The organism is Caulobacter sp. GW822-FHT01G02 (genome assembly GCF_058802865.1).
This window is the reverse complement of the sequence record NZ_JBXAON010000004.1, coordinates 612,644-632,581: the sequence shown is the minus strand read 5'-3', so window position 1 is coordinate 632,581 and position 19,938 is coordinate 612,644. Positions and strand designations below refer to the sequence as shown.

The 19,938-nt window shown below is 69.2% G+C and carries 20 protein-coding genes and 1 pseudogene; 8 read left to right on the top strand and 13 right to left on the bottom strand.

Translation table 11 applies throughout. The annotated features are described in order from the left end of the window. Positions 1 to 84: 84 nt before the first annotated feature. Positions 85 to 225: pseudogene (locus tag AC1RNC_RS15275) on the bottom strand (hypothetical protein); the annotation flags it as partial. Between the two features lie 458 nt (positions 226 to 683). Between AC1RNC_RS15275 and AC1RNC_RS15270 the strand changes: the two are divergent. From AC1RNC_RS15270 to hisG, 5 genes are all read left to right on the top strand, one after another. Then, entirely contained in the window at positions 684 to 1,352 is a 669-nt protein-coding gene (locus AC1RNC_RS15270; RefSeq protein WP_492887212.1) for a hypothetical protein, read from the top strand. A 349-nt stretch (positions 1,353 to 1,701) separates the two neighbouring features. Continuing rightward, a complete protein-coding gene (locus AC1RNC_RS15265) occupies positions 1,702 to 2,208 on the top strand; it encodes a hypothetical protein (RefSeq protein ID WP_492887211.1) in 507 nt (168 codons plus the stop codon). Positions 2,209 to 2,486: 278 nt separating this feature from the next. Further along, positions 2,487 to 3,983, top strand: a complete 1,497-nt coding sequence (gene hisS, locus AC1RNC_RS15260; protein WP_492887210.1) for a histidine--tRNA ligase — start codon at positions 2,487 to 2,489, stop codon at positions 3,981 to 3,983. Positions 3,984 to 3,986: 3 nt separating this feature from the next. Next, entirely contained in the window at positions 3,987 to 5,117 is a 1,131-nt protein-coding gene (locus AC1RNC_RS15255; RefSeq protein WP_492887209.1) for an ATP phosphoribosyltransferase regulatory subunit, read from the top strand. Continuing rightward, positions 5,114 to 6,088, top strand: a complete 975-nt coding sequence (hisG, locus tag AC1RNC_RS15250) for an ATP phosphoribosyltransferase (RefSeq protein ID WP_492887208.1) — start codon at positions 5,114 to 5,116, stop codon at positions 6,086 to 6,088. The genes AC1RNC_RS15255 and hisG overlap by 4 nt, the downstream gene beginning before the upstream one ends. Positions 6,089 to 6,498: 410 nt before the next feature. Here the strand turns inward: hisG and AC1RNC_RS15245 are convergent, their stop codons facing one another. Next, positions 6,499 to 7,317, bottom strand: a complete 819-nt coding sequence (locus AC1RNC_RS15245) for an AraC family transcriptional regulator (protein ID WP_492887207.1) — start codon at positions 7,315 to 7,317, stop codon at positions 6,499 to 6,501. 148 nt (positions 7,318 to 7,465) lie between these two features. On the opposite strand from AC1RNC_RS15245, the gene AC1RNC_RS15240 reads away from it, so the two are divergent. Together AC1RNC_RS15240 and AC1RNC_RS15235 are read left to right on the top strand one after the other, a co-directional pair. Further along, entirely contained in the window at positions 7,466 to 8,161 is a 696-nt protein-coding gene (locus tag AC1RNC_RS15240) for an O-methyltransferase (protein WP_492887206.1), read from the top strand. Beyond that, on the top strand, positions 8,161 to 8,907 hold the full coding sequence (locus AC1RNC_RS15235) for a siderophore-interacting protein (protein WP_492887205.1): 747 nt from the start codon (positions 8,161 to 8,163) through the stop codon (positions 8,905 to 8,907). Before AC1RNC_RS15240 ends, AC1RNC_RS15235 begins: the two co-directional genes overlap by 1 nt. 120 nt (positions 8,908 to 9,027) lie before the next feature. Here AC1RNC_RS15235 and AC1RNC_RS15230 read toward each other — a convergent pair whose 3' ends face one another. After that, entirely contained in the window at positions 9,028 to 9,423 is a 396-nt protein-coding gene (locus AC1RNC_RS15230) for a MerC domain-containing protein (protein ID WP_492887204.1), read from the bottom strand. A gap of 205 nt (positions 9,424 to 9,628) precedes the next feature. On the opposite strand from AC1RNC_RS15230, the gene AC1RNC_RS15225 reads away from it, so the two are divergent. Beyond that, positions 9,629 to 10,306 (top strand): ferritin-like domain-containing protein, encoded by a 678-nt coding sequence (locus tag AC1RNC_RS15225; RefSeq protein ID WP_492887203.1) that lies wholly within the window; start codon positions 9,629 to 9,631, stop codon positions 10,304 to 10,306. A gap of 39 nt (positions 10,307 to 10,345) precedes the next feature. On the opposite strand, the gene AC1RNC_RS15220 is transcribed toward AC1RNC_RS15225, so the two are convergent. From AC1RNC_RS15220 to AC1RNC_RS15175, 10 genes are all read right to left on the bottom strand, one after another. Next, complete coding sequence (locus AC1RNC_RS15220; RefSeq protein WP_492887202.1) at positions 10,346 to 11,791, bottom strand: glycosyltransferase family protein; 1,446 nt, start codon at positions 11,789 to 11,791, stop codon at positions 10,346 to 10,348. Beyond that, positions 11,791 to 12,816 carry an aromatic ring-hydroxylating oxygenase subunit alpha gene (locus tag AC1RNC_RS15215; RefSeq protein ID WP_492887201.1) on the bottom strand — a complete coding sequence of 342 codons (1,026 nt, stop codon included), beginning with the start codon at positions 12,814 to 12,816 and terminating at the stop codon, positions 11,791 to 11,793. Before AC1RNC_RS15215 ends, AC1RNC_RS15220 begins: the two co-directional genes overlap by 1 nt. After that, positions 12,813 to 13,433 carry an LbetaH domain-containing protein gene (locus AC1RNC_RS15210; protein ID WP_492887200.1) on the bottom strand — a complete coding sequence of 207 codons (621 nt, stop codon included), beginning with the start codon at positions 13,431 to 13,433 and terminating at the stop codon, positions 12,813 to 12,815. Before AC1RNC_RS15210 ends, AC1RNC_RS15215 begins: the two co-directional genes overlap by 4 nt. A gap of 14 nt (positions 13,434 to 13,447) precedes the next feature. Further along, positions 13,448 to 14,209, bottom strand: coding sequence for an SDR family NAD(P)-dependent oxidoreductase (locus AC1RNC_RS15205; RefSeq protein WP_492887199.1), 762 nt, complete (start codon positions 14,207 to 14,209; stop codon positions 13,448 to 13,450). Then, positions 14,206 to 15,276, bottom strand: a complete 1,071-nt coding sequence (locus AC1RNC_RS15200) for a 3-oxoacyl-ACP synthase III family protein (protein WP_492887198.1) — start codon at positions 15,274 to 15,276, stop codon at positions 14,206 to 14,208. The genes AC1RNC_RS15205 and AC1RNC_RS15200 overlap by 4 nt, the downstream gene beginning before the upstream one ends. Before the next feature lie 2 nt (positions 15,277 to 15,278). Further along, the gene (locus tag AC1RNC_RS15195) at positions 15,279 to 15,503 is read right to left on the bottom strand and encodes a phosphopantetheine-binding protein (RefSeq protein ID WP_492887197.1); all 225 of its coding nucleotides are present in this window, start codon (positions 15,501 to 15,503) and stop codon (positions 15,279 to 15,281) included. Between the two features lie 9 nt (positions 15,504 to 15,512). After that, a complete protein-coding gene (locus AC1RNC_RS15190; protein WP_492887196.1) occupies positions 15,513 to 16,523 on the bottom strand; it encodes a 3-oxoacyl-ACP synthase III family protein in 1,011 nt (336 codons plus the stop codon). 105 nt (positions 16,524 to 16,628) lie between these two features. Continuing rightward, positions 16,629 to 17,687, bottom strand: coding sequence for a DegT/DnrJ/EryC1/StrS family aminotransferase (locus AC1RNC_RS15185; protein ID WP_492887195.1), 1,059 nt, complete (start codon positions 17,685 to 17,687; stop codon positions 16,629 to 16,631). A 192-nt stretch (positions 17,688 to 17,879) separates the two neighbouring features. Beyond that, a complete protein-coding gene (locus AC1RNC_RS15180; protein WP_492887194.1) occupies positions 17,880 to 18,548 on the bottom strand; it encodes a phytanoyl-CoA dioxygenase family protein in 669 nt (222 codons plus the stop codon). Positions 18,549 to 18,556: 8 nt separating this feature from the next. Beyond that, complete coding sequence (locus AC1RNC_RS15175) at positions 18,557 to 19,633, bottom strand: helix-turn-helix domain-containing protein (RefSeq protein WP_492887193.1); 1,077 nt, start codon at positions 19,631 to 19,633, stop codon at positions 18,557 to 18,559. Between the last annotated feature and the right edge of the window lie 305 nt (positions 19,634 to 19,938).

Here is a 19,938-nt window from a genome sequence, read left to right as displayed (position 1 = left end):
GCGCGAAAAATCGACAAGCCCTTGATTTCGTAGATTTCCATATCGCGAACGCCGGGGATAGAGCGCCCTCAATCCCCACCCCTTGTCATCCCGGAAGCCTCGTAGAGGCTGTCCGGGACCCAGGGGCCGGCGCGATGCGGTTGCCCCTGGGTCCCGGCCCTCCGCTTCGCTGCGGCCGGGATGACAAGAATTGTTGAGTAAAGAGGGAGAGAGGGTTTCCGTCAGGCGCCCCTCGCCGCCATCCGACCCCCGAGGTCGGAGCCCCCCTTACATCTCACGGCGAGACGATCGCAGGGCTGTAGGGGTTGCTCAAGGACGACGCTCCGCGTCGCCGCGCGCGGCCGCCGGAGGCGGTCCTTGACTGACCTGATCAGCCCTGCACGCTGCAGCCTCCAAGAGATTTAAGGCTCGCCCCGACCAAGGTCGGCTGGCGACCCCTGGGGCAGGCCGTTGGAAGTCTCCGCTCTCCTCCCCTCTTGGGGGAGAGGGACCGGCGAACGCCGGTGGAGGGGGCAGCGCCAGGCATCAACCCAGGCCGTTCCAACTCCTCCGCCGTCCGACGTTACGACGTCAGGCCCTAAAACGAGTAGAGTCAGACTCGCAATAGTTGTTGATATTTTGCGACTCGCTCCAGTATCGGCGCTTCCTTGCGGAAGCTGGTCTCAATAGATCGAGGTAGCGCGATGTCGCTTGAGCTCATTGGTCTCGGCAAATTGCTAAGAGCGATCTACGCAGACCGCTCCGACAGGATCCGCATCCTGCGAGAGGATATCCGCAACACCATCAAGCAAGAGCGCGGGGAGCCGCAAGGGGATGGCGGTGACTTCTACGTGCCGTTCTGGGCTGACGCTAAGCGGCACGTCAGGGGAGAGGCGTATCTTCGGCAGAGCACAGAGGCGCGTATAGAATCGAACCGCGGGCGCGGGCGGCTATACGAGTTGCTGACTGATGGCTTTCTGTCTTGGTGGGAAGAGAGGCGGCGTCTTCGCAATGAACCTTTCACGATCGGCGCGGATGTCGTTCGTGCTCGATTCAACTGTGAAGGGCTTGGCGTCGTAAAAGTCGAAAACACCCTCTCGATCACCGTGGGGGACGATGGGCGTCGGATCGTCTACCCCTATTTCCCTGAGCAGCCAGGGCTATCTGAGGAAGCGGCTAGATTAGGCCTTTGGGTGATGTCTCAGGCCCTTACAGCACATAATGTCGAGGGGATGCGTATCCTTGATGTTATTCGAGGGCGCACGTTTTCAGTCTTGGACACGCCATTGACTGGCAATGAAGGGCGCATTTTTCGAGAGTGCTATGAGGCCCTGCTGCGCGAGTGGCAGAGCCTCCGTGCTGACTATCTTTAAGGACCAGTGCTTGCCCGACCTCGGTTAGGTCGGTGCGATCCTTAAATCTCTTGGAGGCTGCAGCGTGCAGGGCTGATCAGGTCAGTCAAGGACCGCCTCCGGCGGCCGCGTTGCGGCGACGCGGAGCGTCGTCCTTGAGTGACCTGATCAGCCCTGCGATCGTCTCGCCGTGAGATGTAAGGAGGGGGCCTTCCTCTAGGAAGGCGCGATCACTTCTTCGGGGTGGGCTTCGGAGCTTGATTGGGCGCCGGTTGAGGCGAGGGCTTCGGGCTAGGAGCGTTTCGATCGTTGAAAGCGCCGCGTTCGTCGCCCTTTGACGTCGTCCCAGGATTTTTCGGTGGAGCCATTGATGTCCGCGTCCCAAATCGACCATCGCGATCTGATCCCGAGCGATCCTGCGATGATTGTAGAGATTGTGAGGCAGGCTGAAGAGCGCTTCAAGATGCAAGTGCAGTTTGCTCTTGCAAGCGACGCCAGGGCCGGGGCCATGGCTACTTGGACTAGCGCCACAGCCGGTGCCTTTGTGATTGCTGCGATGGGCAGCCTTAGTGGGGGCGCAAAATTCGGGGCCCTCGCTGCGGGCATAACATTTGGTCTAGCGGCCTTTTGCTCAATCTGGGCAGCTCGACCAATTGCATTTGGATGTATCGGTACTCTACCAAATGGCTGGCTAGAAGTCGTGAGAGATAATGAAAAGCTCGTGGAGAGCCTTGCGGGTTATGCAGTTCTGCTTGATGAGCATTTATTGGACAATGAAAGTCGTATGAAGCTTAATGGTCGTTGGACCACTGGGGCAATGTGGTGCATGATTATGTCGCCATTCATTGCGCTGGCTGCGGCTCTACTCTTTGGGTGAAGGGTGCCGCAGCACTAGTAGCGGCGTGAGCGCTGAGAGAGATGGTCCGCTATCGCCTTACGCCTTGACCCCCTTCCCCTCCCTTCGCCTATCCGCTACACCCCCGCCCGATGACCCGCCTGCCGCACCACCACGGCTGCCACCACCATCCGACCTCGCCTCGCGGGATCGGCCGGGTCCGCGCGCTCTAAGCCGAGCGACCCAGCCAGAGCCCCGCCTAGCGGATGGGGCTTGGCATAAGCGCCATCCGTCGAAGCCTTGAAGACTAAGGACCGACGATGACCGACGACTCTGTGAACACCCCGCAAGACTTCCGCCCCGAGGCGCGCGCGCCGCGCGGCTTCGCCGACAAGCGCGCCCGCGACCTGCGGGCCGAGCGGGCGATCCTGGAGGCGGTGTCGGCGGTCTATGAGCGCTACGGCTTCGAGGCCCTAGACACCGGGGCGTTCGAATATGCCGACGCCCTGGGCAAGTTCCTGCCCGACAGCGACCGGCCCAACGAGGGCGTGTTCGCGCTGCAGGACGACGACGACCAGTGGATGGCGCTGCGCTACGACCTGACCGCGCCGTTGGCGAGGTTCGCGGCCCAGAACTGGGAGACCCTGCCCAAGCCGTTCCGCCGCTACGCCTTCGGGCCGGTGTGGCGCAACGAGAAGCCGGGGCCGGGGCGCTTCCGCCAGTTCATCCAGTGCGACGCCGACACGGTGGGCTCGGCCCGTCCGGAGGCCGACGCCGAGATCATCGCCATGGCGGTCGAGGGGCTGGAGGCGGCCGGACTGCCGCGCGGGGCGGCGGTGCTGAAGATCAATAATCGCAAGCTGCTGAACGGTCTGCTGACCTCGGCGGGGGCGGAAAGCGCCGGCCAGAAGCTGGCCGTGCTGCGCGCGGTTGACAAGCTGGACCGCCTGGGCGTGGACGGGGTCCGGCTGCTGCTGGGCGAGGGCCGCCTGGACGAGAGCGGCGACTTCACCAAGGGCGCGGGGCTGAAGGGCAAGGCGATCGACTCGGTGCTGGACTTCGTGTCGGCCGGGGTCTCTGGAGCCACTGGGGGCCGTTCGGCGACCCTGGACAATATCGCCAAGGTGATCGGCGGCTCGGCCGAGGGCGACGAGGGCCTCTTGGAGCTGTCGCGGATCGACGCGGCCCTGACCAGCCTCGGCATCGCCGACGACCAGGCCTTCATCGATCCGTCGATCGTCCGGGGGCTGGAATACTACACCGGCGCGGTGTTCGAGGCCGAGCTCTTGCTGCAGACCACGGACGAGAAGGGCAACAAGGTCTCGTTCGGCTCGATCGGCGGCGGCGGGCGCTATGACGACCTGGTGGCGCGGTTCACCGGCGCCGTGACCCCGGCGACGGGCTTCTCGTTCGGCGTCACCCGCCTGGCGGCGGCGCTGCGGGCGGCCGGACGCGAGCCGGGCGGCGCGGCGCGCGGCCCGGTGGTGGTGATCGCGTTCGACCAGGCGCACATGGGTGAGTACTTCTCCGTGGTCGGACAATTGCGCGCGGCGGGCGTCGCCGCCGAGGTCTATCTGGGGACCTCGGGCATGAAGCCGCAGATGAAATACGCCGACCGCCGGGGCGCGCCGGCCGTGGTCATGCTGGGCGGGGACGAGATCGCCGCCGGCACGGTGACGATCAAGGACCTCGACGCCGGCCGCCTGGCCGCCCAGGGCCTGGCCGACAACGCCGCCTGGAAGGCCGAGCGTCCGGGCCAGCAGACCATCCCGCGCGACCAGCTGGTCGCGGCGGTTCAGAAGATCATCGAGGGCTAGGTCATGAGGCTCGAGCGTTCCATTCCGGCGGAGGCGCTCGACGCCATCCGCGCGCCGCTGCTGGCCGCCGGCGCGGCCCTGACCGACGCCCCGGTGCTGCAGCCCCTGGGCCTGCTGCTGGACCTAACCGGCGAGGCCATGCGCTCGCGGCTGTTCGTCGTCTCCGGCGACGGCGGCGAGGAGGCCTGCCTGCGGCCGGACTTCACCGTGGCCGTGGCCCGGCAGCACTTCGAGAACGGAGGGCAACCCGCGCGTCGCCGCTACGAGGGCAAGGCCTTCCGCGTCGCCCCGCGCGGCTCGGATCGCGCCGAGGAGTTCCTGCAGCTGGGCGTCGAGGCCTTCGAGACCGGCGACCCCGTGGCCGCCGACGCCGAGATCGCCGCCTTGGCCTGGGCGTCTTCCGCCGCTGGCGGACGCTCGGACCTGTCGATGATCCTCGGCGACGTCTCGCTGTTCGCCGCCTTCGTCGACAGCCTGGACCTGGCCCCGCCTTTGGCCGCGCGGCTGAAGCGCGCCTTCGCCAAGCCGCGCCAGCTGAAGGCCGAGCTGGACGGCGACTCGTCGGCCCTCTCCAGCGAGCAGTCGCGGATCGCCTCGCTGCTGGCCGGCCTGCCCGAGAGCGAGGCCTCGGCGGTGCTGCAGGAGCTGTGGTCGCTGGCCGGGATCGAGCCCGTCGGCGGCCGTCGCCCGGCCGAGATCGCCCACCGCCTGGTCGAGCGCGCCGAGGCCGCCAAGGCCGGTCGTCTGGACGCGGAGCAGGCCGGCAAGGTCCGCGCCTTCCTCGCCGTCTCGGATCGTCCGGACGCGGCGCTCGACGCCATCGCTGCGCTCGCCGGCCCTAACGACGAGCGCCTGAAGGCCGCCATCGCCGGCTGGCGCGCGCGCCTGTCGGGCATGGCCGCGCGCGGCGTTCCGCTGGAACGCGCCACCCTGGCCGCCGCCTTCGGCCGGGCCTTCGGCTATTACGACGGCTACCTGTTCGAGGTGCATTCGGCCGCTCTTGGCGCCGAGCGGCCGCTGGCCGCTGGCGGCCGCTATGACGGACTTCCGGCCAAGCTGGGCGTCTCCACCAACACCGGCGCGGTGGGCTGCATGGTCCGTCCGGCGCGCGCCTATGCGGGAGGCGGCGAATGAGCGCCTCCCAAGAGAAGAATGAGCCGATGATCTTCGCCATCCCTTCGAAAGGCCGCCTGAAGGACCAGGTCGAGGCCTGGCTGGCCGACTGCGGCTTCCGGCTGGAGATGACCGGCGGCGCGCGCGGCTATTCGGCCGAGCTGGCCGGCCTGCCCGGCGTCTCGGTGCGGCTGCTGTCGGCGGGCGACATCGCCGCCGGCCTCGACAGCGGCGACCTGCACCTGGGCGTCACCGGCGAGGACCTGCTGCGCGAGCGCGGCGACGACATGGACAGCCGGGTCATGCTGCTGCGCGCCCTGGGCTTCGGCCGCGCCGACCTCGTCGTGACCGCGCCCAAGAGCTGGCTGGACGTCGACACCATGGCCGATGTCGACGAGGTCGGGCACCTGCATCTGGCCAAGACCGGCCGCCGCCTGCGGGTGGCGACCAAGTACGTCACCCAGACCCGCGCCTTCTTCGCCCGCCACGGCGTCGCCGACTACCGGATCGTCGAGAGCAGCGGCGCCACCGAGGGGGCCCCGGCCGCCGGCGCGGCCGAGCTGGTGGTCGACATCACCACCACCGGCGCGACCCTGGCCGCCAACGGCCTGAAGATCCTGTCGGACGGCGTGATCCTCAAGAGCCAGGCCCAGCTGACCGCCTCGCTGATCGCGGCGTGGTCGCCGTCGCAGCTGGACAGCCTGAAGCGGCTGCTGGCCGTGGTCGAGGCCAAGGGCCGGGCCGGCAAGCTGGCCGCGCTGGTCTGGCCGGCCGAGCAGGACGCGGCGGGGCAGGCGGCCGTGGCCGACTTTGTCGCCAAGGGCGGTTCGCGCCGGGCCAACGGCGCCCTGCTGGCGACCGGCGACCTGTTCGACGCCGCCGCCGCCCTGGCCGCCGCCGGGGTGGAGCCCGTCACCGTGTCGCGTCCGGACTATGTGTTCGAGTCGCGCTCGGCCGTGCTGGATCGCTTCACCATCGCGCTCGGCCACTGAGTTTTGACGATATCGTCAAAATATAACATCGATTCACAAGGTAAAATCGACTTTCCAGTCCAAACTACGGCGCTCGCGTCAAAAATTCGGCCAAACCTTTGCGAAAAAGGGATTTGCCGCGTTGACACCGTCATGAATTTGACGTTTCTAGACGATGCAAGGACGAAACGAGCCCAACAGAGAGCTCCCGTTCTTCGGCGTTTCGGGGAGGAAACGCCCGCCTAGATCGAATGATCGAGAAAATAGCCAGCCCGTCGCGATTATCCCCCGCGGCGGGTTTGGTGTATCTGGGCCTTGGCTAGTCTTTTGACGAAAAAGTCAAAATTCATTCGGGGCCTGAAAGCGCTTCCAGATGCTCCGGCGCGCGGGACGCGCTCACGCCCTGACCCGGCGGCCCAGCCTTGGACGGATCAACCGCGCGCCGGATGCCGTTCGGCCATGTAGCGGCCCGGCGACGCGCCAAGCGCCTTTCGGAACATGGTCACGAAGCTGGGCGTGCTCTCATAGCCGAGGTCGGCGGCCACCGCCTGGATCGAAGCCCCCTCGGCCAGCCACTTCACGGCCAGTACGATGCCGAGCTGTTGGCGCCAGCGGCCAAAGCTCATGCCGGTTTCCCGGGCGATCAGGCGCATCAAGGTTCGGCCGCTCAGGCCGGCGCGCCTGGCCCAGCTGTCCAGGGTTCCGCGCGCGGCCGGCGCGGCCATCATCTCGTCGACGATCTTGCGCAGGCGAGGGTCGGCCGGCATCGGCAGGTGAAGGTCCTCGACCTTGGCCACGGCCAGCTCGTCGAGCAGCACGGCCACCAGCCGCGAATTGGCGCCGCCTTCCTCGTACAGGTAGGGCAGGTGCGCCGCGCGGGTCAGCAGTTCGCGCAACAAGGGCGTCACCGACACGGCCCGGCACGCCTCGGGCAGGCCCGCGCCGACGTCGGGATCGATGAAGGCGTTGTAGCCGACGAGCGCGCCGCTGGCCTTGACGGCGTGCAGCGCCCCGCCGGGGATCCAGATGGCGCTGCGCGGCGGCACGATCCACAGGCCGCCCTCGACCTCGCAGCTGAGCGCGCCCTGCTGCACCAGGATGATCTGCCCCTTCCGGTGGCGATGATGGTCGATCTCGACCCCGCCAACGCCTTCCATCGCCGCGCCAAGGGCCACGATGGGACGCGGCACGTCGTCAGGCTCGATCCAGTCATCTTCCGCGTCCATGTCCGCGATGTTCAGGATCGGCATGTCGCGCGTCCGGAGCGAATATCGCCGATGGCGAGATTGGATAACATTCTGTCCATCCTTCGGAATGACGCCAGTCTCGCTCCCGGCTATCCGATCAGCCAGGAGAAGTCGAGATCGGGTCGGCTTCGCGGATCGCAAGGGAGTCATCGTGACCACACTGGCCAGCGAACGGGTCGCCAAGCTGTTGACCCAGCTGCATGGGGACGCCGAGGCTTCCGACCGCGAACATCTCGAAGCCATGATGACGACCCTCGGGGCGCCGGGCGCCTCGATGGAGGAATTGATCGCCGGCCTGCTGGCCGAAGAGCGCTCCGACTACCGGGCGGTCTATCACCGCTATGCCGGCAACTATCTGGCGGTCACCCCAACCTATGGGCGGTTCCTCTACGCGATGGCGCGCGCCTGCAAGGCGACCCGTATCGTCGAGTTCGGCACCTCGATGGGGATTTCGACGATCTATCTGGCCGCCGCCCTGCGCGATAACGGCGGCGGGCGGCTCGTCGGGTCTGAATTCGAGCCCGGCAAGGTGGCGCGCGCCCGCGCCAACCTCGAAGCGGCGGGCCTTGGCGATCTGGTCGAGATCCGCGAAGGCGATGCGCGCGAGACGCTGAAGGACTCCGGCGGCGAGGTCGATCTGCTGCTGGTGGACGGCGCGTTCTCGCTCTACCTGCCGGTGCTCAAGCTGGTCGAGCCTTACCTGCGATCCGGCACCGTCGTTCTGGGCGAGAACGCTTTCGACCCGGACTATCTCGCCTATATCCGCGACCCGGCCAACGGCTACCTCGCCCAGACCCTGCCGATCGACGAGGGGCGCGGCAACGAGTTCGCCGTGAGGGTGGGCTGATGGCCAAGTTCGTCTTGTCCCTGCGCCCGAAGCCCAAGCCGCCCGGGCGGCTGAGCCAGGCGCTGACCCGCCTTTTGATGAAGCGCGCGACCGTCGCCGCCATAGAGCCGCTGGCCCCTCGCTTCCGGCTGATCACGCTGGAGGGGCCGGCTTTGGCCGGCGTGAACTGGACGCCAGGGCAAAAGATCCAGATCGCCATGGGCTCGGCGTTCATGGCGCGAACCTATACCCCGATGGCCTGGGACGGCGCCGAGGGGCGCGCCCGGATTCTCGGCTACGCGCACGGCGCCGGGCCGGGAAGCGGCTGGCTCGAAGCGCTCGAACCCGGCGCTGAATGCGACATCTTTGGTCCGCGCCCCTCGATGGATGTCGCGGGCCTGGCGGGACCGATTGTCGTCTTCGGCGACGAAACCTCGATGGGCCTGGCCCACGCGCTGGCCGCGCGGGACAGCGCCGGAACCCTTTCATGCGTCTTCGAGGTCGGCGATGTCGATCACGCCAGGGCGGCCACGATGCGCCTGGGTCTGTCCGACGCGGCGCTGTTCAAAAGGGCCCCTGATGACGCGCATCTCGAGGCGATGGCGGCTGCGCTCGCGTCATGGGTCGCCGCTGGCGCGTCTTTCGTTCTGACCGGAAGGGCGGGCGCGATCCAAAAGCTTCGCCAGGGCCTGAAGCTGGAGGGAGTCTCGCCGGGGCGTATCGTCACCAAGGCCTATTGGGCGCCCGGCAAGACCGGTCTGGATTGACGCCGATCCCGTCAGGATCGGTGAAAATCCCGGCTCGAACCCCGAAGGATCCAAGGCCGGCTCTGGCGTTTTCAGGTCAAGTCGACCCTCTGAACGTCGCCCGGCGCCGGCCTCGCAATCCTATTCGCAGGCCGCGCAGCGCGCGTCGTTGTGCCGGCGCCGCCAGTTGGCCAGGTGCGCGCCGGCCAGCAGCAGGCCGCCCAGCACGGTCAGCGCGCGCTCGTCGGCGGCGGCCGGAAACTCCAGGGCGCCGGCGATCATCAGGGCCAGGCCCAGGATCGCCACCGTCGCCAGGCGCCAGGAGCGCGGCCGACGTGTGGACAGGTCGACGAACGACAGCGCCGCGACCGGCGCGGCGACCAGCACGAAGGCCACGTGCACCCACTCGGCCCGCGCCCACAGGCCCAGCACCGGCAGCAGCAGGGCCAGCGCCGGCAAGGCCAGGCAGTGGACCAGGCACAGGGCCGACAGCCCGACGGCGGAGGCGTCGAGCGCCCTGGCGAGGGTGGGGGTCATGAAGGCGCTCCTGATCTACGCGTCGCGGGACATTCGGACGCGGCCTCCGCCGACACCCGGTCCCGCCCGATGGCTCCTATCTAGTAGTGATATAATATAACACAAGGCCGAGCGGCCCGGCGGAACGGGCGCGCCGACAGACCGTTGTGGTGAAGGTTCGCGGCGCATCGGCGCCAACCGGAACCGGTTGACTGGGGTTGAGCCCATGGCTGGCGCGTTCAGGGACCGCTATCTCGATCTTCTGTGCTCGATCTACATCTACAACGAGCACCGCGGTTACACGGCGATCGACCGCATGCTGTGGGCGGTCCGTTCGAGCTGGCCGGACGATCACAGGCTGATCGATCTGATCGAGAAGCACCGCGCCGACGAGCGCAAGCACTACATGATGTTCCGGCGCTGGTTCGAACGGCGAGGCGTCATGCCGCTGAACGTGGATCGCGCCTGCGGCCACATCGACCGCTTCGTCGAGATCATGTTCAGGTCGCCGATCGACGCGCTGGACCCCGCGCTGATCGGCCGCGAGGATCTGTTCGAACGCCTCTGCCGGATCATCTCCCTCACCGAGAAGCGAGGCTACCGGCAGGTCGAGGTGCTGCTTCGCAACCCCTGGGTCCTCGGGGATGGGTCCCTGACCAAGATCTTCCGTGTGATCGAACAGGACGAACCCAGCCACTGGGCGCCCTATGACGGCTGGCTCGCGGACCATGGCCGACGCCAGGCGAACACCTACGAGCGCGCGGTCGACGGGTTCATCCACGGCGAGTTGCTGGCCGTGAAACTGCCGCTGCTGTTCCTGTCGCCGCGCCTGGCCCGCCGGACGACCTGGCCGGACGCGCATGACAATGATGCGCTGTCCGGGCCGGCGCTCGCCGCGGCCTGAGCCGGAACGGGCCGCCGGTCCCGAACCTCGTCCGAACCCTCAGTCCTCGTTGACCACCGAGGTCAGGGTGCGGCCCTGGCGGGCCTCGAAGCGCTCATGGGCCAGGTCGATCATGGCCTTCAGCGCGCTGAGGAAGTGGGTCTGGTCAGTCATCAGCCGACAGCGTTCCTGCTGCGGGCCGCGCCAGGCGTCCAGGGTCGCGGGCGTGTCGATCAGCGTCGCCAGGCGGGCGAAATAGTCGTCGGGATCCTTGGCGCGATGCTCGGGCGGGGCCATGGAGGCGACGTCGCCGTCCTTGGTGGTCAGCAGCACCGCGCCCGCCGTCAGGGCGATCATGGCGCTGTTGCCGCCGCCCTGGCGGAACGGGTTGGCGAACACGTCGACCGTGGTCATCAGCCGGGCCAGTTCCAGGTCCTGGTAGATGTAGCGGAACTGATCGCCCAGAATCGCCTGGCAGGCGTCCAGCAGATTGTCGGGCAGGCCGCCGACCACCAGCCAGATGCAGTTGGGACGGTCGCGCAGGATCTTCTCCATCCCGGTGACGAAGGTCTCGTCCAGATCGACCGCCAGGCGGTTGCCGACCGTGGCGATGACGAAGGCGTCCTGCGGCAGGTGGACCTCGGCGCGGGAACGCGGGGCGGGCGGACCCTCGTCGTAGAACGGCCCCGACAGGCTCTGGACGTAGTTGCGGATGTAGCTGGCCGGCGCGCCGCGGCGCTTCCAGATCGGCGCCATGTGCTGGGGCTCGTGGAAGTACCAGAAGACGTCGGCGTACTGGGGCGGCGGCTCGTCGCCGCAGGTGAACATCACCGTCGGGCCCAGGCGGCTGGCGATGGTGATCTGCGGGGCCATGATCGGCTCGCACCAGAAGTGATAGGTGCAAGGCCCCTTGCGGATCGCGTCGACCAGGTAGTTGGGGTTCTCCTGGGTGGAGATCAGATTGAGACCCCGCTCGGGCGGGACGTCGCCCAGGCGCTCGTCGATATAGGCCTGCAGATTGTTCTTGATCTCGCCGCCATGGTGCAGGTCGATCCGCTCGACCGTCGGGTCCATGGCCAGGGCGGCGACATAGTCGATCGCCCCGCGCGACGGCGAGTGAAACGGACCGGCCAGGTCGCCGACGAAGACCACGTGGGCGCGCCGAGCGGCGCTGAGCGGAATGTCGCGTGGCGGCAGGATCAGGGCGTCCGCGCCGTTCAGGTGCAGGCGCCGCGCCAGGGCCGCGACCCGGGCCGCGTGGCCATCGCTCAGATGCGGGCCGCGCCACCAGGCGATCGAGCCGAGGTCGGAGATCACCTGCAGGATGAAGTCGGCCCGGTATTTGCCGCTCTCCAGCAGGCTGATCACCCTCTCGGCGAAGGTATAGTCGTTGACGCCGTCCAGGGCGTCCTCGCCCAGCATGATGTCCCAACGCTCGGCGATGATCTTGATCGAGGGCAGGTACCGCTCTTGGGCGCCCTCCTGGAGGAAATCGAACAAGGCCATCAGGGCAGGTCCTCTTGCTGGGTCATCGCCGTCAGGATCGCGTGCAGACGCGCGACGCGGGCCTCGCCGGGCGCGAACACCCGGTCGGCGGAGGTCAAGTCATAGTGGGGGCTGACGCGGGCGCAGATCGCGTGATCCTCGTCGAAGATCTGGCGGTTGACCCGGGCGCTGGAGTCGAGGAACGCCGCGACGGCAGTCTCGTAGCCGGGCTTGATCTTGCCGGCCAGCAGGCGGCTGCAGAAGTGCGAACGGCGCGGCGTGGCCGACGGCAGGAAGGTCTGCAGCGAATAGGAATAGCCGAAGGTCGAGGAGACCATGGCGAACGGGAAGACATAGATCGTCCAATAGCCCGGATAGGCGCCGTCGACGTCGAAGAAGCGGTTCAGGGTCTTGAGGCCGCGCAGCGTGCGGCTGTCGGTGACGTGGCCCGTATAGGTGACGTTGAGGCCGTCATGGACGGTAGCCTCCTCCTTCAGCCCCAGCTGCGCCAGGGTGTGGGGGTGGACGGCGTTGACGTGGTCGGTCTCCAGGGCGTTCTCGACCGCCACCCGCCAGTCGGCCTGGAACTCGAAGGCGTTGAAGTCGCGTCGGCCGGCGATGTGGCCGGAGACCCGCGCCAGGGGCGCGAAGGCGCCGGCCAGCTGGGCCTCCAGATTCTGCGCGGGCGCGATCCCGACAAAGAGAAAGTCGCCGCACCAGGCGGTCTGGAAGTGGCGCAAGGCCACCTTGTCCAGGGCGCCGGGCGGGAAGGTCTTGGCCAGCGGGACGCGCACCTGGCCGCCGCGATAGCTCCAGCCGTGATAGGGGCAGACGGCGCGGCCGACGCCGTGGTCCTCGACGAAGAACCGCCCGCCGCGATGCGGGCAGACATTGTCGAAGGCGACGATCTGGCCTTCGTCATTGTGCAGCACGAGGTCGCCCAGGGCCCAGTCCAGGCGCAGGAAGGCGCCCGGCTCGGCCAGCTCGCTCCGGTGGGCGACGAGGTGCCAGAAGCCGTTCAGAAGGGTGGTGTCGAGGGGGTTCAAAGCCGCCTCGCCGGCGCCGCGTAGAGGGTCACCCCGTCCTCGCAGCCGCGCACCACGACCGCGCCGGCCCCGACCGTGCAGTCGGCGCCGATCGACAGGCGCGGCAGCACCCGCGCGCCCGAGCCGAAGAACGAGCGCGGGCCGACCGTGACGCCGCCGGTCAGGTCGACATAGCCGCTGAGGGTGACGAAGTCGCCGAGGCTGGCGTCGTGGCCCAGGCCCGAATGGGCGTTGATGGTGACGAGGTCGCCGGCCCGGCTGTCGGCCGAGACATCCGCGAACGGACCCACGACCACGCCGCGTCCGAGCCTGGCCGAGGCCGAGACCCAGGCGCGCGGATGCAGCAGGGTGGCGAAGGCGTCGGGGCCGCCCAACCGTCCGGCCAGGGCGACCTTGCCGGCCGGACCGGCGACCGCCATCACCAGGCGCTGGTTGGGGGCGAGCGTATAGGCCCTGGTGTCGCCCAGCTGCGGCAGGTCGCGGCCGAAGGCGGCCATCGGCCGGTCGCCGTCGTCCAGATAGCCGACGAAGCGGTCGCCCTCGGGCAGACCCGGCGCGAACCAGTCGTGGATCTCGCGGGCGAAGGCCCCGCCGCCGACCAGCACATAGTCCGTCATCGCGCGCCTTCCCCTCAGCTGGCCAGGTAGCCGCCGTCGACGGCCCACACCGCGCCGGTCACCCAGCGGGCGGCGGGCGACAGCAGGAACACGGCGGCGCCCGCGACGTCGTCGGGTTGGCCGAAGCCGAGCGGGTGCTGGGCCTCATAGGCGCTCATGCCGGCGTCGGAGAGGCCCCGGGCCAGCCGCGCGTGCATCTCGGTCTCGACCCCGCCGGCGGCGATGGCGTTGACGCGGATGGCCTTGGGGGCCAGCTCGCAGGCCAAGGAGCGGGTCAGGCCCTCGATCGCGGCCTTGGCGGCGGAATAGGCCATCATGCCGGCGCGACCGCGCTGGGCCGAGGCCGAGGACATCAGCACGATCGACGCGCCGGGCTTCATCACATTGGCCTTGCCGGCCGCGCGGCCCAGGCCCAGGGCGCCGTGCACCGCCGCCCCGAACACGCCGTCGATCTGCTTGGCCTTGGTCAGGCGGGCCGGCAGGACCAGCTCGCTGCCGGCCGAGTGGAAGACGCCGTCCAAGCCGCCGGCCTCGGCGGCGATGGCCGAGACGCGATCGGCGACGGCGTCGGCCTCGTTCAGCTCGGCGGCGAAGGCGGTGTGGCCCTCACCGGGCAGGGCTTCGAGGGTGGCGGCCAGACGCGCTTCGTCGCGACCGGTGATGATCACCCGGCCGCCGCACCGGGCGATCAGGGCGGCGGTGGCCCGACCCAGGCCCGAGGAGGCGCCCGTGACCAGGATGGAGCGATCCTTCAGCGCGTCAGCCGAGAAGGTCATGCGGCGATCACCTCGGCGCAGGCCAGCGGCCCGAACTCGGCCAGGACCGCGCCCCACGACAGGCCCACCCCGAAGCCGACCAGCATCAGCGTCTCCGCCCCCGTGGTCAGGCGCTGGGCCATGTCGTCGGCCAGCAGCAGAGGGATGGTCGCCGAACTGGTGTTGCCATAGCGGTCGATATTGATCGGCAGGCGCTCAGGGTCGGTGGCGCCGATCTTCTTGCCGATGTGGCGCAGCATGAAGCGGTTGGCCTGGTGCAGCAGATAGGCGTCGACCTTGTCGCCGGTCATGTCCGCGTCGGCCAGGGTGTCGGCCACCAGCCTGGGCACTTCGCGCAGGGTGAAGGTGAACACCTCGCCGCCGTCCATGTGCAGGCGGGTCGGGTCCAGGGTGAAGGCTCGGTCGGGATCGATGGGGCGGAAGCCGCCTTGCGGCACCATCAGCGCGCCAGCCCCCGAGCCGTCGGAGCCCAGGCGGAAGCGCATCACCGGCGCGGCGGGATCGTGCTCGATGGCCGAGGCCGAACCCGCGTCGCCGAACAGGACGGCCGTGCCGCGATCGTTGGGATCGACCAGGCGGCTCATGGTCTCGCCGGCCAGCAGCAGCACGCGCTTGCAGCCGGACTGGATCAGGCTGGCCGCCAGCCACAGGCCGTAGACATAGCCCGAGCAGCCCAGATTGACGTCGAAGGCCTGGCAGTCGGCGGCCAGGCCCAGGCGTCCGTGCAGCAGGCAGGCGCTGGCCGGCAGCGGATGGTCCGGGGTCTGGGTGACGAAGATCACGGCGTCGACGCTGTCGGGGTCCCAGTCCAGCTTCTGGAGCAGATGCCGGGCGGCCGCGAAGCAGAGGTCGGCGGTGGTCTGGTCCGGGGCGGACCAGTGGCGGGTCTCGACCCCGATCATCTTGACGACGTCGGCCACGGCCTGGTCGCCCAGGGTCTCGGCGATCACGGCGTTGGGCACTGGCGCGCCGGGTACGGCGCAGACCACGCCGCGCAGGGCGACGCCGGACAGGGCGTAGCCGCCCCGACGCGGACGCTCACCAGCGGCGGACGTGGCCGTGGTCATGATCAGGCCGCCTGAGCCCGCGGGATCAGGGCGACGATGTCGGCCACCGTCACGCATTCGGCCAGGGCCGCGCCGTCCAGCAGCTCGCCACGGATCTCGTCGACCAGGGCGATGGTCGAGACGATGGCCAGCGAGTCCCAGTTGTGGTTGGCCAGGACGGTGTCGGCGTTCACCTCGGCGGTGTCGGTCTCGAAGATCTCGGCCAGGCCGGCGTACAGTTCTTGCATAAGGGGCTCCTAGAGAAGAGCCTGGGCGGCGGCCCAGGAATAGCCGACGCCGAAGCCGACCAGCAGGACGCGGCGCGGACGCCCGTCCCTGACCAGCGGTTCCAGCGCCATGGGAATGGTGGATGAGACGGTGTTGCCCCAGTCGCGCAGGGCCACCACGAAGCGGTCCTCGGGCACGGCCAGCTTGCGGCGCAGGCGGTCGAGGATGAAGGCGCTGGCCTGGTGCAGCACGACGGCGTCGTAGTCGTCCAGCGTGGCGCCGGCGCGGGCCAGAAGCTTGTCGATCGCCGCCGGGACCGCGCCCAGGGTGAAGGTCATGATCGCCGCGCCGTTCATGTAGAGGTGATCGGCCGAGCGCAGATTGCCCGAGGCGTCCTCGGTGACGACGGCCGTCTCCGCCGTGCGCGGCTGGCGGAACCCTCCGGCCGGGACGATCAGGTTCTCGGCCCCCGATCCGTCCGTGCCGAACACGAAGGGGCCCAGGGCCGGCGCATCGGTCTCGATAGCCTCGATCAGGGTGGCGGCCGCGCCGTCGCCGAACAGGCTGCGCACGCCGCGGTCCATCGGATGGATCAGCTTGGAATAGGTGTCGGCGGTCAGCAGCAGCACGCGCCGCGCCTGGCCGCTGGCGATCAGGGCCTGGGCCATCGACAGGCCGTAGACGAAGCCCGAGCAGCCGAGGTTGAAGTCCAGCGCGCCGATGTCCGTCCGCAGCCCCAGCCGCCGCTGCAGGATGCAGGCCGAGGTCGGCAGGATGTGATCCGGCGCCTGGGTGCAGAACAGCAGGTAGTCGATGTCGCCGGGCCCGAAGCGGCCCTGGGCGAACAGCGCCTCGGCGGCGGCCTGCGCCAGGTCGACGGCGGTCTCGTCGGGGGCGGCGATATGGCGGGTCTGGACGCCGGTCTTGTCGAGGATCTTGTCGGCCGGCCAACTGGGATACAGCGCGGCCAGGTCGTCGTTGCTCAGCACCCGCTCGGGCAGGTGGCTGGCGATCGCGACGATTTTTCCGCTGGTGCCCACCTGACTCGGACGCTCCTCAACCGACGGCTGAGACTAGGGTTCCAAGTTCTAAAGACCGGTTAACCATAAGGCCGCGCGGATGCGGCGCGGCGTCGCAGAGCGGGCTCAGGCCAGGGCTTGCGCGAGGCTGAGGCCGACGCGGTTGACCTGGTCCAGCGCCATGTCGGCGAAATAGGGCAGGCCCAGGGTCGCCGACGCCAGGCGGGCGGTGACGGGCAGCGGATCGGCCGGGCAGGACGCGAAGGCCCGGCTGGTGTGACAGCCCGCGCCCCACCAGCGGCGGGTGTCGACGCCCTGCGCGCGCAGCGCCGCCTCGACGGCGTCGGCGGAACCGGCCGGCAGCTCGACCACGCAGGTGCTGGACACCCACTCCGGGCCCCAGCCGGGCTGGAAGACGACCGACGGCGTGTGCAGCAGGGCCATGCGCAGGCGCTGGGCGGTGGCGGCGTAGGCCGTGCGGGTCGAGGTCCATTGGTCCAGGGCGGCCAGGCCGACCGCGCAGGTATATTCGCTGAGCTTGGCGTTGTTGGCTGGGAACCGCGCCTCGCGGTCGCCCATGAAGCCAAAGCTGGTCAGGCCCCGGAAGCGGGCGATGAAGGCTGGGTCTTCGGAAGCGATGAAGCCGCCTTCGCCGACGCCCAGCGACTTGGTGGCGTGCAGGCTGACCATGGTCGGGACCGGGGCGGCGCCGACGCTGTCGAACGAGGCGGCCGCGTCGATGACCACCGGCAGGCCGGTGTCTTCCCGCAGCCTGGCCCACGGCGCGGGATCCAGCGGCCGGCCGAACGAAGCCACCGGGATCACCGCCGAGACGGGCCCCGGCGCATGCGCCAGGCGCTCGCGGACATGGTCGGCGTCCAGCACGCCGGTGACGGGATCGACGTCGACGAACCAGGGAACCAGTCCCGCCTGGATCGCGGCATGGGCCGTGGCGACGAAGGTCCAGGCCGGCATGAGGCACAGGCCGCCCGGCTTGGCGTTCAGCGCCAGCAGGGCCAGGGTCAGGGCCTGGGTGCCGTTGGCGGCGGTGCAGGCCAGGGTCGGACGCGTGAATCGCGCCGCCAGGCGGGCTTCCAGCTCGATCAGCAGCGGGCCGAAATTGGAATACCAGCGCTTGGCGTCGATCCGCTGAAGATACGGCAGGATCGCCTCGGCCGACGGCATGAACGGCCGCGCCACCGGGACGGGGGCGTCCTGCGGTGACGGGCCCAAAGCCTCAACGGCCGAGAGGAGAGCGGACGAATGAACCAAAGCGGATCGCTCAAGGTTGCCGGAAGGTTCGAGTAAGCGCCACGATGGTTAATCGAGGGTTGCGGGCGGGGTCTCCGGGGTGCGACCGACTGACGCCCCCGGCCGCTACGGAACGAACACCTCGGCGGTGTCCATCCGCACGGTGCGCAGGGCGCGGGTGGCCGCGTCGACCGCCCGGTCGGCCTCTGGACGGAAGCTCAGCAGCAGGGAGCGCCGCCGAGCGCCGACGCGGTTTCGGGTGGCTCCGTGCGGCAGGTCGGCGTCGAACACCAGGATGTCCCCCGCCTCGCCGGCCAGGGTCCGCGCCAGGGACTCATCCAGCGCGCCGTGGTCGAGAGGACGCGGGACCACGCGGGTCGCGCCGTTGTCCGGACCATAGGCGTCCAGGAAGATCAGGGCGGCGACACAGCGCTTGCCCAGGCCATCGCGGTGCAGGGGCTGGTGGCCGGCGCCGGGCAGGGGCTCGCGGCCCTCGACCTGGCTGAAATAGAAGGGGCCGCCCACCAGCCGCCCGGCCGCCGCCAGCAGGGCCGGCGCGCGGCACGTCCGCCGCACCAGGGGATCGAGATCGACCAGGGCGTGGCGCCAGCCCGGCCCCTTGGGCGCGCCCCACTGGTCCGGGGTTCCGACGCCGGCGTCGAACGCGTCGCGCAGGCCCTGGCGCCAGGCCTCGGGTACGGCGCCGCGCAGCAGCAGATAGCCGTCGCGGTCGAGGGCGGCCGCCTGCTCCGTCGCCAGCGGCTCGACCTGGGTGGGCGACAGGGGGGCGGTCATCGGCGCCTTTAAAGTCCCCGCAGCCAGGACAGCAGCTTGTCGACCTCGGACTGGCCGGCGACCTCGACAGGGCGGCGGCCGTCCTGGCCGAAGCTGCGGGCCTCGCCCGGGCGCATGTCGAAGCGGGCGCGGAAGGCGCGGCTGAAATGGGCCTCGGACTGGAAGCCGTGGGCATAGGCGATCTCGGCCAGCGAGGCCGCGGGGGGCGCATGCTGGGCGATGGCGCTGAAGGCGCGGTCGAGGCGGCGTTGCTGGATGTAGCCCGCGACGCCGTGCTTGCCGTCGAACAGGCGGTAGAGCGTCCGGCGCGAGACGCCCAGATGCGCGCCGACGGCGGTCGGGGTCAGGTCGCGGCTGTCCAGTTGGGCGTCGATATAGCGGCGGGCGATGGCGAACAGCCGGCCCTCGACGGGACCGTGCTGGGCCGGATCCAGGCCGGTCCGGCCGCCGATCAGGCCGGCGGCCAGGGCGCAGGCCGCGTCGGCGGCGGCCGCCGCCTCGTTCGGGGTCAGTTCGGGCGCGGCCCGGGCCAGACCCTCCAGGTGGGCGACCAGCAGCCGGGTAATGGCGGCGCCGTCGGGAAAGACCAGGCCGTGAGCGTCGCGGCCGCCCGTCGCCGCGTCCAGCCGCTCGCGGGCCAGGCTCAGCTCGATCATCTCGCCGTCGCTCTCGGTCACGCTGAAGGGGCGGCCCATGTCCAGTATGCGGATCGCGCCAGGGCCGCCGCCGATCTCGCGTCCGTCGCAATCGACCTGGAATGTCCCGGACAGCTGCAGGATCACCTGCACGGAGTCGACCCCGTCCAGCCGGGCCAGGGCGCGCGTGCGGGTCAGGATGCGGGCCGATGACCGGCGGCGGGCGACCACGGCCGGGCCCAGGTGATAGCCCCGCAGATGATCATGGAAGACCATGTCGTCGGGCAGCGCCACGTCGAGCAGCGGCGCCATGCCGGACCGGTAGCGCTCCGCCCCCTGATGACCCGACAGCATCCACTCCACGCGCGGCGCGGAGGTCTCGGACGGCGCGTCGGTCTCGTGGCGCGCGGCGGGTCCGGGATACGGCGTTGGAAGTGAAACTATCGCCATGGTTGTCTAGAATATATCGCACAACCGAAAGATTGGCACGCTGGTGCAAGATTAGTGGCACGTTCAGTCAAAGACGCCAATGTGTTTTCGCGGCCAAAATGGCGACGGCTGGGCAAAAGTCTCAGACGTGCTTTGACTATGGCAAGAACATCACGCGCGCTAGAAAGCGAAATGGCGGGCGGGAACGGAAAGCCGGATGTCGAAATCACGACACATGGGTGGGAAGAGCTAAGGACATTCGGAGTCACGAATAACAAATACGTTGCCTATCCGGTCTCTGAGTTAAATATTCGCCAATTAAGTGT